Annotated in this window: 12 protein-coding genes; 5 read left to right on the top strand and 7 right to left on the bottom strand. The window is 61.3% G+C overall.

Going from position 1 to position 15,451, the window contains the following annotated elements; all coding sequences use genetic code 11:
* Positions 1–466: 466 nt before the first annotated feature.
* Complete coding sequence (gene bla, locus ACWF6P_RS07450; RefSeq protein WP_452620572.1) at positions 467–1,372, top strand: class A beta-lactamase; 906 nt, start codon at positions 467–469, stop codon at positions 1,370–1,372.
* 34 nt (positions 1,373–1,406) lie between these two features.
* On the opposite strand, the gene dacB is transcribed toward bla, so the two are convergent.
* Genes dacB through ACWF6P_RS07415 form a run of 7 tightly spaced genes read right to left on the bottom strand, consistent with a single transcriptional unit; the run spans position 1,407 to position 9,946 of the window.
* Positions 1,407–2,792 (bottom strand): D-alanyl-D-alanine carboxypeptidase/D-alanyl-D-alanine endopeptidase, encoded by a 1,386-nt coding sequence (gene dacB / locus ACWF6P_RS07445; RefSeq protein WP_452620571.1) that lies wholly within the window; start codon positions 2,790–2,792, stop codon positions 1,407–1,409.
* Positions 2,793–2,807: 15 nt separating this feature from the next.
* Positions 2,808–3,761 carry a phosphatase PAP2 family protein gene (locus tag ACWF6P_RS07440; RefSeq protein ID WP_452620570.1) on the bottom strand — a complete coding sequence of 318 codons (954 nt, stop codon included), beginning with the start codon at positions 3,759–3,761 and terminating at the stop codon, positions 2,808–2,810.
* Entirely contained in the window at positions 3,758–5,680 is a 1,923-nt protein-coding gene (locus ACWF6P_RS07435; RefSeq protein ID WP_452620569.1) for a glycoside hydrolase, read from the bottom strand. Before ACWF6P_RS07435 ends, ACWF6P_RS07440 begins: the two co-directional genes overlap by 4 nt.
* Before the next feature lie 35 nt (positions 5,681–5,715).
* Positions 5,716–7,065 (bottom strand): ATP-binding protein, encoded by a 1,350-nt coding sequence (locus ACWF6P_RS07430; protein WP_452620568.1) that lies wholly within the window; start codon positions 7,063–7,065, stop codon positions 5,716–5,718.
* Positions 7,062–7,727: a response regulator transcription factor gene (locus ACWF6P_RS07425; protein ID WP_133727074.1), complete on the bottom strand. Its 666-nt coding sequence runs from the start codon at positions 7,725–7,727 to the stop codon at positions 7,062–7,064. The genes ACWF6P_RS07430 and ACWF6P_RS07425 overlap by 4 nt, the downstream gene beginning before the upstream one ends.
* Positions 7,728–7,784: 57 nt before the next feature.
* A complete protein-coding gene (locus tag ACWF6P_RS07420) occupies positions 7,785–8,786 on the bottom strand; it encodes a GDP-mannose 4,6-dehydratase (RefSeq protein ID WP_452620567.1) in 1,002 nt (333 codons plus the stop codon).
* Positions 8,783–9,946 (bottom strand): UDP-N-acetylglucosamine--N-acetylmuramyl-(pentapeptide) pyrophosphoryl-undecaprenol N-acetylglucosamine transferase, encoded by a 1,164-nt coding sequence (locus ACWF6P_RS07415; protein ID WP_452620566.1) that lies wholly within the window; start codon positions 9,944–9,946, stop codon positions 8,783–8,785. The genes ACWF6P_RS07420 and ACWF6P_RS07415 overlap by 4 nt, the downstream gene beginning before the upstream one ends.
* Positions 9,947–10,223: 277 nt before the next feature.
* On the opposite strand from ACWF6P_RS07415, the gene htpG reads away from it, so the two are divergent.
* The 4 genes from htpG to ACWF6P_RS07395 all read left to right on the top strand — a co-directional run bounded on the left by htpG (position 10,224) and on the right by ACWF6P_RS07395 (position 15,422).
* Entirely contained in the window at positions 10,224–12,152 is a 1,929-nt protein-coding gene (gene htpG, locus ACWF6P_RS07410) for a molecular chaperone HtpG (protein WP_452620565.1), read from the top strand.
* A gap of 154 nt (positions 12,153–12,306) precedes the next feature.
* A complete protein-coding gene (locus tag ACWF6P_RS07405; RefSeq protein ID WP_452620564.1) occupies positions 12,307–12,846 on the top strand; it encodes a DinB family protein in 540 nt (179 codons plus the stop codon).
* An 81-nt stretch (positions 12,847–12,927) separates the two neighbouring features.
* Entirely contained in the window at positions 12,928–14,508 is a 1,581-nt protein-coding gene (locus ACWF6P_RS07400; protein WP_452620778.1) for an FAD-binding oxidoreductase, read from the top strand.
* The gene (locus tag ACWF6P_RS07395) at positions 14,505–15,422 is read left to right on the top strand and encodes a diacylglycerol kinase (RefSeq protein WP_452620563.1); all 918 of its coding nucleotides are present in this window, start codon (positions 14,505–14,507) and stop codon (positions 15,420–15,422) included. The genes ACWF6P_RS07400 and ACWF6P_RS07395 overlap by 4 nt, the downstream gene beginning before the upstream one ends.
* Positions 15,423–15,451: the final 29 nt, after the last annotated feature.

The following is a 15,451-nucleotide window of genomic DNA, read 5'->3' as shown; positions in this document are numbered from 1 at the left end:
AGATCGGGTTTCTCGTTGACCGTTCGGCAACGCTTCACCTCGCGAAACCCACTACCGTTCGACTCCGAGCTCTGGCCGGTGAACCATCGAGGACTATGACGATGGTAAATACCGCCGCACTCGCGCCTTGGCGTAAAGCTCCGTTGGGCGGCGAGTGAAGGCTTGAAGTCATTGCGGCTCAACCGGGTAGATTGTCAACACCCGTCCGCGTGAGCGTGGTGAGTTGAATGTTCGGCTCACCGTCAATGTCCACGTAGACGAACCCAGGACTGTTCAGTTCACGGCGAACTACAGGCATTGTGCCCTATCTGGATCAAAATAGGTGGAACCCGCTGCGAAAGGAAAGTAGTGCTGAGCTCAGACATGGGGAATGTGCGTCGGCGAGCGTTCTTCGTCTCACGTATGTTGTTGTGTGGAATGGATTTCGGGTTTCCACCAGTATGTTTGTGAAGGGTTGTCGGCAGTGATGGTTGAGGGTGGGGCAGTCACGCGACGTGCGTTTTTGGTTGCGGCGGTGTTGATTCCGGTCGTGGGATGTTCGGCGAAGAGTAATCAGATTGCAGTTGCCGGGCCGTCGAAAGTTGGCGGGGGAGATCCGAGTGATCTTCTGGTCGAACTCGAAGGCCGATACGATGCGAGGCTGGGTGTGTATGCGAGTCGTTCGAACACCGGGAGGGTGGTGGAGTATCGCGCCGACGAGCGGTTCGCGTTCTGCTCCACATTCAAAACCCTCGCTGTCGCAGCTGTATTGGGTAAGTATCCATTGAGTTATCTCGATACAGTAGTCCACTACACTGCCGCTGATCTGCAGTCGTACGCCCCGATCGCGGAGCAAAAGCTCGATACCGGGATGACGGTTGGTGAATTATGCTCCGCAGCAGTGCAATACAGTGACAATACCGCCGCCAACCTCCTGCTGCAGATGCTTGGCGGACCTTCCGCCGTCAATGCGTATCTACGCGGTATCGGTGATGATGTGACTCGGCTGGATCGGATCGAACCCGAGCTCAATACCGCCATTCCAGGCGATGATCGTGACACGACGTCCCCGCGGGCGATCGGTACGGACTATGAGCGTCTTGTCCTCGGCGATGCACTGACGCCGGACAAGCGTGAGGTGCTCGCGGGTTGGCTTCGAGGCAATACCACTGGTGCGGAGCAGATACGGGCCGGTGTTCCCCACGGGTGGACGGTCGCCGACAAGACTGGCAGCGGCGACTACGGAACCAGTAACGACGTCGGTGTCGTGTGGACGGATACTTCAGATGCGGTGACGATTTCTATCCTGACGACACGGTCGGATAGAGACGACACCGCGGACAAAGCGATCATCGCCGACGCCACACGTCTCGTCGTCTCAGCGCTCACCTGACGTCGGTGAAGAACCGATCCCGAAGTCTCGGGGTTTATCGGCACCCGCAACCGCGTAGCGCCGTTGCTACGGCGTCGAGGGCGGGTCTTGCTGCCTCGGGTGCGGTGCCGTTGGACATGAGCGTGAATGTCAGGACGCGCTGGTCGTTGTCGACGACGATACCGGCCAGCGAACTGACACCGGAGAGGGAGCCGGTTTTCGCGCGCACCCACCCTGCTGCCGGGGACGGCGGGTTGAATCGATCCGCCAAGGTGCCTGTCGCTCCGGCGACGGGGAGTGTGTCGAGCAGTGGGCGAAGTTCCGGGGTGTCGGGCCCGGCTGCCGCGGTGAGCACCTGATCGATGAGGCGTGCCGAGATGCGGTCGTCGGTGGATAATCCGCTTGAGTCTCGCAATTGTGTTCCGGTGGTGTCGAATCCGCTCTCTTGCAGTGTGTGAGTGATGGCGTCGACCGCTCCGTCGAAAGTTGCGGGTAACCCACGGGCGAGTGCAATCTCGAACCCCACCGTCTCGGCGAGTACGTCGTCGGAGTGCACCATCAGGTCGTGTAAGCGTGTGCTCAACGGAGCAGATTGAACCGAGGCCACCACGGGTGCCGCTGGTGTGGCCGTAGAAGGTGTGGTGCCTTCGGTGACAGATGCCGGGTCCAGTCCGAGTTGTTCAGCGAGGGCTCGGCCGGTGTCCAGTGCGGGAGTGTGGGTGCGCGGAGAGTAGTCAGCCAAGGGGTCTGCGCGGCCGCCGTCGAGCATGATCGATTCGATAGGGGTGATACTCCCGCCAGCGATGTCGGCGGTGTCCCATCCGGGGGCAATTGCCGGGCCTGCAAATATTGTGTTGTCCACAATGAGGCTGCTGACGTGTATACCGGAACGGTGGATCTGGTTGATCAGGTCATCGAGATGTGGGGCGTCGGTGTAATAGCCTTGCGTGCCGGTAGGTTTCGCGGTCAGTGTCGGGTCGCCGCCGCCGACGAGCACAAGTTGGCCGGGGTTGGCGCCTTGGACGACGGTTGTTGTAGTTCGGTGATCGGCCGGCAGTGTGAGTAATGCGGCGGCGGTCGTGAGAACTTTGACTATGGAACCAGGTACTTGCGGGGTGTCGGTCTGTTGTTGCCACAGTGTTGCGCCGGTCTGGGCGTCTGTGACATGACCTGTCAAACTTCCGAGGTCGGGGTTGCCGAGTGCGGGTTGGAGCACTGCCGAGAGTATTTCAGGACTGGGTGAGGGGGCATCCGTCGGCACCGGCGTGATTTTCGGGTGCGGAGTAATCAGTTGTGGGGCCGTTACTGTCGGGGGAGGGGCGGGGGTGGGGTCGAGTTGGCTGCACCCGGCAGTGAAGGCCGCCACCATCGTCGTTGCTGCGTATGCGAGAAGGGATCCAGACCGTCTGTTTGTCATTGTTCTGAGTCGTTTCTTCGACATTCGATGTCAACCTCATTACCGCACTTCTTGGGGGTCGCCGATCCGATTGTGGCGATCATCGACCTGACGTGTGTTGTCGCCCTGGCTGACAACTCTAAGCAATCGCCGTGGAAGCCGCGAAAGGGGCCTGTCCGGCGCTCTCCGGGACGGGGGGGGGGCAGTGGGCGATTGCGATATCGCGCATACGAAGACAGTCATTGGAACCGCCACCGTTGCCGCGAGTACACCGGTGAGCACACCGAATGGTCGTGGATCGAGGGCCAGAACGATCACCGTCGTCGCTACTGGCCCACCCACCAGCGTGGCCACCAACATGAACCCCCGTATTCGGCGACCACCCACCGGGAAGGCAGCTGCGAAGAGGCTGACTATTGCGGCTGCGAGCAATACGGATCCCGCAACATCGCTGAGGCGGTGCCATCCCTCGCCCATGATGTCGCGGCTGACCAGCGCCACCCACGCCGCGCAGGGCACGACTCCAACCAGGCGCATCCACGACGGTGCGATCAGGAGCAGACTGAGGGCAATACCCATTGCGCCGGCGACATGGCCGCTCGGAAACGTGTTTGCCGTCGGCCAGGGGACGTCCTGATCGAGTTGAGGCCGCTCGAGAACGTCGAGACGGAGCGTTCTCGCCGTCACTATGCACACGATGGGAACTGCAAGCGTCGTCACAGCAGCGAGCGGCCGACGAATCATACCCCCCGTCAACAGGATCGCGGCTGCGACAGCGATCCACATGAGCGGATTGGTCATGATGTCCAGCCGCAGGACGTCGGGCACCGATATGCCGTCCTGCGCCGACTTCGCAGCCTGAAATACTTCCCGGTCGAGTTGTTGACCGCGGGCGGTACCAACAATCAGAAGGAATACTGCGGTCGCACCCGCGGCGAATGACATGCCGACGACAATCACTGTCCACCGTGTTCTGTTGCGTACGGCGGGCGTCATCGAGGCGGAATCGGTCACGGACACAGCGTCGTGATCGCGGCGCCGATCGATGCACTGACGCAGCCCGGGCCGATGTCGCCAACGTCGGGGTCATGGTAGGTGCTGTCGTCAAAATTGGCTGTCACCAACAGCTTTCCATCCCCGAAGATGGTTCGCTGCACCATTCTGTCGTTTGACAACCACTGAAAGTCCGTCATGGGCTCCGTTCCAGCCGCTTCTTGCAGGGTGGCGAAGAACTTCTGCATGGTCGCCATCCTCGGGCCTTCCTCCGCGATGGTTTGTGCGTTCAGGGTGTAGTTCAGTGGCGTGTTGTAGAGCATTGCCAACAGTGCGCGATCGGTTTGCTCGGCCGGCAGCTTGTTGAAGGACAACTCCCATCGATCCGTACTGACTACCGAATCGTGCAGCACCGTCTCGTACAGCGGCACACGGTATTTCGGATCGAACATGCCGGTTTTCAGATCTGATGAAAGCGCGACGGGCTTGAAGAAGAAGGCCGGGCCGTTCTTCCCCCAGTACGCACCCCAGTTCGCCTTGTCTCGTTCCGCTTTCCAGAGGCCGTTCATCACCGGCGTGCTCGATCCGTGACTGAAGGACACAACGCTGTTGGCCCACGACCCGGCTGTCTCGGATCCCAGCACCAGATCCTTGCCGATCACCTTCATACGGTCGATGCGGTTCTGCCGGTCCTTGGACTGGGTCATCCGGTGGTCCGGGTTGTAGTCGTCGAATACCTCGCCTGTCGCATCGACGTCCAGGAAGTAACTGTTCACGCCGTTACCCACCTTTGCGGTGACGCGAGAGGCAACAAGCTCAGGGTCGGCAGCTAATGCCTCCGAGCTCAAGTAGCAACCGCGCCCGCTGAACCCGCCTTCCATGTCGCCCTTTTCGTCAATGATGCAGGCGCCGGGCCAAATCCCTTCGGGCCACGAAGACGAGGGATTGTCGACCTCACCGGTCGGGTCCTGTGCGTTGGCGAAGGTGTCGTACGGCCCGACGAGAAAGCCGTAGTTCGTGGCTGTTTCGACGGCCTCGCGTGTCATCGGCTGGTCGTCGGAGTCGTAGCCGAGCCACATCTTGGTGATGGCGAGGTCATGGAGTTGGCGTATCGCTTCGGGAGTACGCGCATCTCCCCACAGATAGGCGTGAAAGGCACCGATCAGCTTGGCAGTGTCCGGGTTCTCCGCGATCTTCTGCTGCAGTGTGCGCAGTCCGCCCTGTTCCTCGAGCAGACTGCGGTAATCCAGTGCAGGGGCAATCGGGGACCCGTCGGTGACTGACAGGGCAACCGTGTAGGTGCCGGTGCCCTTTTCCTGGCTGAACTCGTGTGTTGCAGTGCTGCGCAGGCGGCCTTCAACCGAGGCGAAGTTCAGGGAGGTACCCAAGTCGGTCGGCACCAGATAGCTCGCCCCTACAGCGCCCGCGCTGAACCCCCAGAACGGCATCGTCAGGTCCTGCAATCGTTGCCCCTCGTCCCCGACCAATCCGATATCGGGGTTGTTCCAGAATGCGTCGTCGACCGGGATACTCAGCCCTTCGCCTTGGGGAAGTTGCAGATCTCGCGCACCGGCCCCGGTGACCGGCCACGACACGCGTTGATCTCGCGAACTGGTCAGGTCGATCACCAGGCGGCCGGCCTGAGCAACCGCTGTCACGTCGAGGCCGCGGTCGGGGTATGACCAACGGGCACTGCCATTCTCGATTGACACCTTGCCTGGAGCTCCGAGGTCTGTCGCAGTGGCGGCCGACAGTTCGACGTCGCTGTCCACGCGTAGGTTGTTTACGTCGATCCTGGTCTCGCCGCCCTTGATCTGCACCGTGATGGTGCTTCCATCCACCCGCACCGCAGGGTCCGCCGCACTCGCGGTACACCCCGTGGAGGCTAGCGTGACCAACACGGTGCCCACAGCGATAGAAGTCAATGCCTGTGTTCTCATAGTTCGAAAAGTAAGCGCCGAACATTAGAGCAAGATCAGAGTGGCTTACTCTCGGGCGGCAGGCGCACGGTGAACACCGCTCCACCGTCGGGGTTGTTGCCCACGCTGATCGAGGCGCCGTGGGCATGCGCGATCTGTTGGGCCATAGCCAGTCCGAGTCCGGAGCCGGAGGTGCCCCGACTACGGGGTGACCGATAGAAGCGTTCGAAGATCCGAGGCAAATCCGCTTCGTCTATGCCGGGTCCGTTGTCCGAAACGGTGAGGACACCGCCTGCCAGGCTCACGTTCACGGTCCCACCCGGCGGAGTGAATTTTGCCGCGTTGTCAACCAGATTCGACACCATCTTCGCGAGTCGTGCATCGTTACCGCCTACCGTGTGTGGATTCGTGGTGCAGTGGAAATCAATCTTCGGCCAATGGGCACGTGCCGCCTCGACCACCTGCTCGACGACGCGCTCGAACGCGACGTCCTCCCTCTCGATGTCCGGCTCGGTACCTCGTGCGAGATCGACGATGTCGTCGATCAAGGTTCGCATATCCGCGGTACTGCGAGCTAGCGCGGCCCGTACCCGTCTCTGCTGCTCGTCCGTCAATTTGTCGCTTCGGGCCAGAAGTTCCGCGTTCGCGATGATCCCCGTCAGTGGGGTCCGCAACTCGTGCGAGGCGTCGGAGACCAATCGTTTCTGCGATTGGACGGAGTCATCGAGTGCACCGAGCATGGTGTTGATCGATTCCCCGAGCCTGGAAAGCTCATCCGATCCCTCGACTGTGATCTTTCGGCTCGGATCTCGTTCCTTTGCAACATTTTCGGCCTCGCGGGAGAGTCTGGCAACGGGACGCAGCGTGTAGCGGGCGACTGCGTAGCCGAGGATAGCGCTGATGATGATGCCGATACCGCACAACAGCGCTAACAACCATGCAATCCGATCGAGCGCCCGGTGTTGCTGATCGGCACGGACTCCGACAAGGAGCGCACCACCGTCCTCGAGCGGTGTCACATACATCCGTCCGGGTAGACCCGCGAGGTCGATGTTCGCGAGGAAAGGCCCTGACTCGCCGTCGAGGACGGCATCGAGGGCAGGGAGCTTCGGCAGGATAGTGGCGGGTTCGTCTGTGGCACTCGGTTCGCCTGTCGCATCGAGGACCTCGAAGCAAGCCGGCGAGGAAAGATAGGCGCACTCGGCGCCACTGCCCAACTCCTGGCCACCGGCGATCCGTAATTGGATCGCCGTCGCTTCCCGAATGAGACCGATGTCGAGGCTTCGGTACACCTCCCGTGACGAGATCCAGTACGCCCCCACCGCGCAAAGCAGCACTACCGCGGCCACGGCAATCGACGTGGTGATGGCCATTCTCGTTCGGATGGCCAATCGCGTACGCGTCACGGCAACTCCAGCCGGTATCCGATCCCACGAACCGTATGAATAATGCGTGACTCGCCGCCCGCCTCTAGTTTCGTGCGTAGGTAATTAATATATACGGCAATGGAATTCGACTGAGGCCCGAAATCTTGACCCCACACCCGATCGCTGATCACCTCACGGGTGAGCGTCTGGCCGGAGTTCGCGATGAGTAGTTCCAGCAGCGCGAACTCGGTTGCAGTGAAATCCATGCTCCGGCCGGATCTGACGCCGCGCCGTGTCTGCGGGTCGAGAGAAAGATCCCCGAACTGCACCTCGGGTTCCGGTGGCGCTGCCCGCCGCAGCAGGGCACGTACCCGCGCGCCGAGTTCGTCGATGTCAAAGGGCTTCGGCAGGTAGTCGTCTGCCCCCGCATCGAGCCCCGCAATCCGATCGCCTACCTCCGAGCGTGCCGTCAGAACCAGGATGGGGATTCGATTGCCCTGCTCACGCAAGATTCGACATACGGCGAGACCGTCGATTCCCGGCATCATGACGTCGAGCACCATCGCATCGAACGAATGCTCGGAGACCGCGGCCAGAGCGCTCGAACCGTCGGAAACCGCCTGAACCTCGTACCCGTCGGATTCGAGAGTTGTCACTACCGCTTCGCGGACCGACGGATCATCGTCGACGACTAGGATCATCTTCTTATCGTGCCTGACGTGAGTCCGATACGGATACAACCCGTGCGACGTCTCGCATCACACACGGTAGCGGCGAGGATCGGTGATCGGATGAGCTTTCATCCACTCCGAGGTGCGCGTGAGTCCTGCTTTCAGGGAGACCTGTGGGCTCCAGTCCGTCAACTCACGCACTCGACTGTTGTCGGACACCAGGCGGTGAACCTCGCTGCCTGCTGGACGGTTACGTGAGTCTTCGGTTGTGACAGATGCGGAAGACCCCGTGATCTCGATCAGCATGTCAATCAGGTCGCGGATCGAAATCTCGTGGCCGGTACCGAGATTCAAGGTCAATCCGAGCGTTCGCTCGGATTCCGCGATCTCCATGAAGCCCCGGGCAGTATCGTCGACGTAGGTGAAGTCCCGAGTCGGGGTCAGCGCGCCGACAGCGATCTCGCCTGCACCGGAATGCAACTGGTGCAGGATCGCAGGAATCACGGCGCGTGTCGATTGCCGCGGGCCGAACGTGTTGAACGGTCGGCAGATCGAAACCGGTGTATCGAAGGAGTGAAAATAGGACAACGCGACCATGTCCGCCGCAATCTTGGATGCGGAGTAGGGAGACTGGGGTTGCAACGGGTGAGTTTCGGATATAGGTACTTCCCGAGCAGTTCCGTAGACCTCGCTGGTTGACGTATGCACCACCCTCCGAGCGCCGTGACGGCGCGCGGCGTCCACAATATTCTGGGTACCAAGGACATTCGTCTCCAGATACGTTTGCGGAGCCTGGTAGCTGTATGGGATTCCGATCAATGCCGCGAGATGGAAGATGGTGTCGACCCCCTCTGCTGCATCGAGGACTTGTCCGCTGTCACGGACATCTCCTGCGATCATCTCGATATCGGGAAGGTGATCCGAGAGAAAGCCGGCCGATGCGTAGGGCTTGTAGTGCGCGAGAACTCGTACGTGCGCGCCTTGCATGAGTAACTGCTCAACCAGGGAGCTGCCGATGAAGCCTTCGCCGCCGGTGACCAGGACCTTTCGTCCGAACCAGAATCCATTGACTTGCACTGTTTCGCTCATTTGATTCCTTCACTCGTATTGACGTTTTCATGCGTCGCGTGTTTGCCGGTGGCGAGCTGCCGTAGCCAGTTCGCCACTGTTCGTGCGGAATTATCAAGTCCCGGAGCGAGATCGGTTGCCGCCGTCGCACGTTCAGTGGAATCTTCGAGAAGGTCGTCAATCGCGCTCGCCAGGTTTGCCGTGGTCAGATCCGCGTCTCCCAGCATTCGGGCGCCGCCGCGAGTTACGAGAGCTCGAGCATTGTGTCGCTGATGGTCACCGATCGCGTGCGGGTAAGGCACGAGGACGCTGGGCACCTCTACATGCGAAATCTCGGCGACGGTGATCGCTCCGGATCTTCCGACAAAGACATCGGCGCCCGCATATACCAAATCCATCCGGTCCAAGTACGGCAACACCAGCACGTTGTCGAGGTCTTCGACAGCGGCGGAGGCCTCGGAGAAGTACTCGGGCCCAGCCTTCACAACCAGGCGGAAGTTGTTGCGGCCGCGCCACTCGCGTGCCAGTGACAGCGCGGTGTCGGTCATTCGGCGAGATCCGAGGCTGCCGCCGCAGACGATGACGAGGGTCTGTCCTGCCGCCGCACCGAAACTGGCACGTGCCTGATCACGGAGCGCATGCTTGTCGAGGCCGGCGATCTCCCTCATCAGCGGGGTTCCGACTACCCGAACCTCACTGCGCTTGAATGCCGGCGCAGCCTCGGCAAATGCTACTGCGACCCGGGAAGACAAGTTCGCGCACAGTCGGTTTGCCCGTCCTGCCACGGCATTGGATTCGTGGATCAGTGTCGGTATTCCGGCGAGGTGCGCACCCAGCACGATCGGCAGACTGGGATACCCGCCGGTACCGAACACGACGTCTATATCGAGTTCACGAATCGTTCTGGCGCACTGAATGCCGGACCGTGCGAGTCGTGTCGCTGCTCTTGCGCTACCGCGCACACCGGTAAGGCCTTCGATCTCGGCTGTGTGTAGTCGGTAGCCGGCCGCGGGCACAATTCTTTCTTCCAGTCTGCCTTTCGCGCCGAAGAAGTCGATCTCGACATTGACATCGGGAAACTGACTCAAGGCCTCGGCTACAGCGAGTCCCGGATAAATATGTCCACCGGTGCCACCCGCTCCGATGGCGACTCGCAGAGTCGATCGCGGTTCGTTTGTCATACCGGCACTGTGCGTGAGCGAGATTAGAACTCTGTTAGCGCCGACGCCCTGTGTGTCAGGGTGAGTTGAGACCAGCGGTTCACAGTGACCCTGCCTGCAGGGCAAGATGTGAGAAACCCGGCAAACTCACTGCCGAAAGGGCCGAGATCGCCGCGACTCGAATCCAACTGGACGAACAGGTTCGGGTGACCTCCCTTTGTCCGTGCGGGCGCCGACCCCTGGTATTCGAGGTCAAGTAAAATTCCTGTGATCAGTCCGAGAAGAGAAAGGGATCGAAGTGACCGCGCATACCGAGCAGCTCGAGTTCCAAGCAGAAACACGTCAGCTGCTGGATCTGATGGTTCATTCAATCTATACGAACAAGGACAGCTTCCTTCGTGAGTTGATCTCCAACGCTTCGGACGCGCTGGACAAGCTCCGCCTCGAGTCGTACCAGGACAAAGACCTCAACGTCGACGTCTCCGATCTGCATATCGAGATCGACATCGACAAGGCAGCACGCACCCTGACCATCCGCGACAACGGCATCGGCATGTCGCGTGACGAGGTCGTCGACCTGATCGGCACGCTCGCCAAGTCCGGCACCGCCGAGGTCCGTCGCAAGCTCAAGGAAGCCAAGGATGCAGCGGCATCCGAAGAACTGATCGGTCAGTTCGGCATCGGCTTCTACTCCACGTTCATGGTCGCGGACAAGGTCACGCTGCTGACCCGCCGCGCCGGTGAAGATCACGCGACGCGCTGGGAATCGACCGGCGAAGGCACGTACACGCTCGAGCATGTGAACGAGGCGCCGCAGGGTAGCTCCGTGACCCTGCACCTGATGCCCGAGGATTCCGAGAACGGCCTGCACGACTACACGTCGGAATGGAAGATCAAGGAACTGGTCAAGAAGTACTCCGACTTCATCGCGTGGCCCATTCGCATGGATGTCGCTCGTACGTCGACGCCGGCCGAGGGCGAGGAGCCCGAGGTCACCATCGAGACCGAGACGATCAACTCGATGAAGGCTCTGTGGACTCGTTCCAAGGACGAGGTGTCCGAGGACGAGTACAAGGAGTTCTACAAGCACGTCAGTCACGCCTGGGACGAGCCTCTCGAGATCATCCCGATGAAGGCCGAAGGTACTTTCGAATACCAAGCGCTGCTGTTCATTCCGTCGACGGCGCCGTTCGATCTCTTCATGCGTGAGCGCAAGGCCGGCATCCACCTTTACGTCAAGCGCGTCTTCATCATGGACGACTGCGAAGAGTTGGTGCCCGATTATCTGCGATTCGTCAAGGGTGTGGTCGATGCACAAGACCTCTCGCTCAACGTCTCTCGTGAAATTTTGCAGCAGGACCGGCAGATCGCAGCCATCCGTCGTCGTCTGACCAAGAAGGTCCTCTCGACCATCAAGGACATGAAGGCGAACGAGCCGGAGAAGTACTCGACCTTCTGGACCGAGTTCGGACGCGCGCTCAAGGAAGGCCTGATGGCCGATGCCGACAACCGTAAGACGCTGCTCGACGTCTCGTCCTTCGCCTCGACCAACAGCGAAGAGGGCGTGACCACTCTCGCCGAGTACGTGGAGCGTATGAAGGACGGTCAGGAACAGATCTACTTCATGACCGGCGAATCTCGTCACCTCATCGAAAGCTCCCCGCACATGGAGGCTTTCAAGGCCAAGGGCCTCGAGGTTCTGGTTCTCACCGACCCCGTGGACGAGATGTGGGTCGACGCTGTCTCGGACTTCGACGGCAAGACCTTCCAGTCGATCGCCAAGGGCGAGGTCGACCTGGACACCGAGGACGAGAAGAAGGCGGCCGAGGCCGAGCGCGAAGAGAAGGAAAAGGAATTCGGCGCGCTACTGACGTGGCTGACCGAAACCCTGTCCGACGACATCAAGGAAACGCGTCTCTCGACGCGCCTGACCACGTCGGCTGCCTGCATCGTCGGCGACGCGTTCAGCATGTCGCCGACACTCGAGAAGATGTACAAGGCTTCGGGTCAGCCTGTTCCGCACAGCAAGCGCATCCTCGAGCTCAACCCGGCACACCCGCTGGTCTCGGGTCTGCGTGAGGCGCAGGCCGCCAATGACAATGCAGAGAACCTGACGGAAACCGCCCAGCTTCTCTACGGCATGGCGTTGCTTGCCGAGGGCGGCGAGTTGAGCGACCCGGCGCACTTCACGCGTCTGCTGGCCGATCGTTTGGCTCGCACAGTCTGATCTCGTCTAGCTCGCTCGAACTCCCGGCACTCACCTTCATCGGTGGGTGCCGGGAGTTTTTTCTTGATCGTTTTCTAATGAGGACCGTTTCTGTCCGCAATAACTTCTAACGTAGTTCTCACAGGGCACGAACCCACGAGCGAAGGAAAACATCATGAACGCACCGATCACCACCGTCACCGGCGAGCGCGCGGATCTCCTCCAGAGCCTGCGTCGGCATCGTGAATTCCTTCTCTTCACCGTCAAAGACCTCACCGACGAACAGGCTGCTTCGAGGCCGACCGTGAGCGAACTGTGCCTCGGCGGATTGGTCAAGCATGTGGGTCAGTCGGAAAAGGGGTGGGTCGACTTCATCCTGGAGGGGCCGGCCGGATTGGGCGGAGACTTCGATCCCACCCAGTGGTCGGAAGAGATGCAGCAGGAACGGGCGAACGAATTTGCCATGGTCGAGGGTGAAACCTTGGCAAGCATCGTTTCCGAATACGAGGAGATCGCGGCCAGGACCGACGAGTTGGTGGCCTCGCTGGACAGCCTCGACATCTCGCATCCACTGCCGTCGGCACCGTGGTTCGAAGCGGGGGCTCGATGGTCAGCCCGACGCGCGTTGCTGCACATCATCGCCGAGACGGCCCAGCATGCGGGCCACGCGGACATGCTTCGCGAAGCCATCGACGGTTCCAAGACGATGGGTTGATCGACCTGCGATGTTTACACATCACACAAATATGTAACACTAGTGTCTATGAGCACCGAAAAGTCTGCCTTGCAACCGCCGATGCAGTGGGACGCCTGGGGCGATCCGGCCAAGAAGCGTGAACTGTCGGACGCAGTCACATCGTTGTTGACCGGATTTCTCGGTGTCTCCGCACCGACTCGATCGCGTCTCGCCATCGAAGACGTTCAGGTGACTCCGTCCGCTATGGCTCAGTCGCATGTCGAAGCGCTGGCAGGGCTGGTCGGGGCCGAGTACGTCAGCACCGAGGATTCCGATCGAATTCTTCGGGCCGGTGGCAAGAGCACCCCGGATCTGCTTCGCCGTCGTAGCGCCGAGCCGCAGGATGCACCGGACGCAGTCGTCACCCCAGGGACAGACGCAGAGGTCGAGCAGGTTCTCCGATACTGCTCTGCCAACCGGATCGCAGTGGTCCCGTTCGGCGGCGGCACCAGCGTCGTCGGCGGGCTCGATCCCATCCGCGACGGGTTCGACGCAGTTCTTTCTCTCGACCTGCGTCGGTTCGATCAACTCGTCGGGTTGGACGAGGAGTCGGGCATCGCGACGTTCGGCGGGGGAACCACCGGCCCACGCGCCGAGGAGCTACTGCGTGAACACGGCTTCTCGGTCGGGCACTTCCCGCAGAGCTTCCTGTTCGCCACTCTGGGTGGGTTTGCCGCTACCCGATCGTCGGGACAGGCGTCGGCTGGATACGGACGCTTCGAGGACATGGTCCAGGGCCTCACCGTCGTCACCCCGAGTGGTGTGGTCGAGACCGGGCGCGCGCCGGCATCCGCCGCCGGCCCCGACCTGGGTGAGCTCTTTGTCGGCTCCGAGGGCACCTTCGGCGTCATCACGCACGTGCGTGTGCGGGTTCACCGCCTGCCCGAGACCACAGTGCGCGAAGGGTGGAGCTTCCCCGACTTTGCCACCGGCGCAGCAGCATTGCGTGAGCTTGTCCAGGAGGGATCGGCTCCGACCGTGCTGCGGTTGTCCGACGAGGCCGAGAGCGGCGTGAATCTGGCGACCACCGACAAGATCGGCGAGAACGCCTTCACCGGTGGTTGCCTCGGCATCACCACCTACGAGGGCACCGCTTCGCACACCGCTGAACGGATGACGGAGGCCCGAGCAATTCTCACCGCTCACGGCGGCACGTCGCTCGGGGAGGAGCCCGGAAACAGCTGGGAACACGGGCGATTCGATGCGCCGTATCTACGTGACGCCTTGCTCGACGTCGGCGCTTTGTGCGAAACCCTCGAGACGGCAACCACGTGGGGTAACCTCGCGAACCTGCGCTCCTCGGTCACCGAGGCGCTGACCAAGGCTCTCGTCGAGCAGGGGACTCAGCCGCTCGTGATGTGCCACATTTCGCACACCTACAAGACCGGTGCTTCGCTGTACTTCACCGTAGTCAGCGCGCAGACCGAGGATCCGATCGCTCAGTGGCACAAGGCGAAAACTGCCGCTGGCGATGCGATCATCGCCGCCGGTGGCACGATCACCCATCACCACGCTGTCGGCGCCGATCACCGCCCGTGGATGAAGGACGAGATCGGTGAATTGGGCGCGAACATCCTTCGCGCAGTGAAGAATGCAGTGGACCCTGCCGGCATCCTCAATCCTGGAAAGCTGATTCCGTGACCGAAACCCGCAGTCAGATCGAGAAGGTTACCGTCCTGATCAATCCGATGGCGGGACATGGTCACGCGCCGGCGGCCGGACGCAAAGGTGTTGCGCGACTGCGTGCTCGGGGAGTTGCCGTCACCGAGATCATCGGAACCGACGCCGACGACGCCAAGAAGTTGGCGCGTCGTGCGATCGAGGAGGGTACCGACGCACTCGTAGTGGTCGGCGGCGACGGTGCCATCAGTATCGGACTGCAGGCTGCCGCGTTGACCGAGACGCCCATCGGGCTCATTCCGGCAGGCACCGGCAACGATCACGCCCGTGAGTTCGGCATTCCCACAGGCAATCCCGAAGCAGCAGCCGATGTCATCGCAGACGGTGTCGTGCAGCAGTCAGATCTGGCGAAGATCACGCTGGCCGACGGTTCCGTCGTCTGGTCGGGAACCATCATCGCCAGCGGATTCGACTCGCTGGTCAGCGAGCGGGCCAATCGGATGTCCTGGCCCAAGGGGCCGATGCGCTACAACCTGGCGATGCTCGCCGAGTTGGCGAAGATGAAGCCGTTGCCGTACCGGATCGAACTCGACGACGAGGTCATCACGGTGGACGCGACGCTGGTCGCTGTTGGCAACGGCCGCTCGTACGGTGGCGGCATGCTCATCACTCCGGGCGCGTCGAAGTCGGACGGGTTGTTGGATCTGACCGTCGTCGGGCACGGTTCGAGGTTGCGTCTGGTGCGCCTGTTTCCGCGGGTGTACAAGGGAACTCACGTCTCGCTCGACGCGGTGCAGACGTACCGATCCAAGAAGGTGCGGTTGGTCTCCGAGGGCATCATCGCTTACGCGGACGGCGATCGGGTGGGGCCGTTGCCCATCACGATCGAGGCAGTTCCCATGGCGCTCAACATCTTGACGCACACTCGGATCTGAGTCGGTTCTGCCGGTCACGCGGTAGCGGT

This window comes from Rhodococcus sp. NPDC055024 (assembly GCF_053608585.1).
Note: the sequence above shows the minus strand (reverse complement) of the source record. Positions and strands in the feature narration are given on the sequence as shown.

Excerpts from the sequence above, each read along its gene's own strand:
- bla (WP_452620572.1), top strand. The coding sequence starts at position 467 with ATGGTTGAGGGTGGGGCAGTCACGCGACGTGCGTTTTTGGTTGCGGCG.
- ACWF6P_RS07435 (WP_452620569.1), bottom strand. The coding sequence starts at position 5,680 with ATGAGAACACAGGCATTGACTTCTATCGCTGTGGGCACCGTGTTGGTC.
- ACWF6P_RS07420 (WP_452620567.1), bottom strand. The coding sequence starts at position 8,786 with ATGAGCGAAACAGTGCAAGTCAATGGATTCTGGTTCGGACGAAAGGTC.
- ACWF6P_RS07400 (WP_452620778.1), top strand. The coding sequence starts at position 12,928 with ATGCAGTGGGACGCCTGGGGCGATCCGGCCAAGAAGCGTGAACTGTCG.
- ACWF6P_RS07415 (WP_452620566.1), bottom strand. The coding sequence starts at position 9,946 with ATGACAAACGAACCGCGATCGACTCTGCGAGTCGCCATCGGAGCGGGT.
- ACWF6P_RS07405 (WP_452620564.1), top strand. The coding sequence starts at position 12,307 with ATGAACGCACCGATCACCACCGTCACCGGCGAGCGCGCGGATCTCCTC.
- ACWF6P_RS07425 (WP_133727074.1), bottom strand. The coding sequence starts at position 7,727 with ATGATCCTAGTCGTCGACGATGATCCGTCGGTCCGCGAAGCGGTAGTG.
- dacB (WP_452620571.1), bottom strand. The coding sequence starts at position 2,792 with ATGTCGAAGAAACGACTCAGAACAATGACAAACAGACGGTCTGGATCC.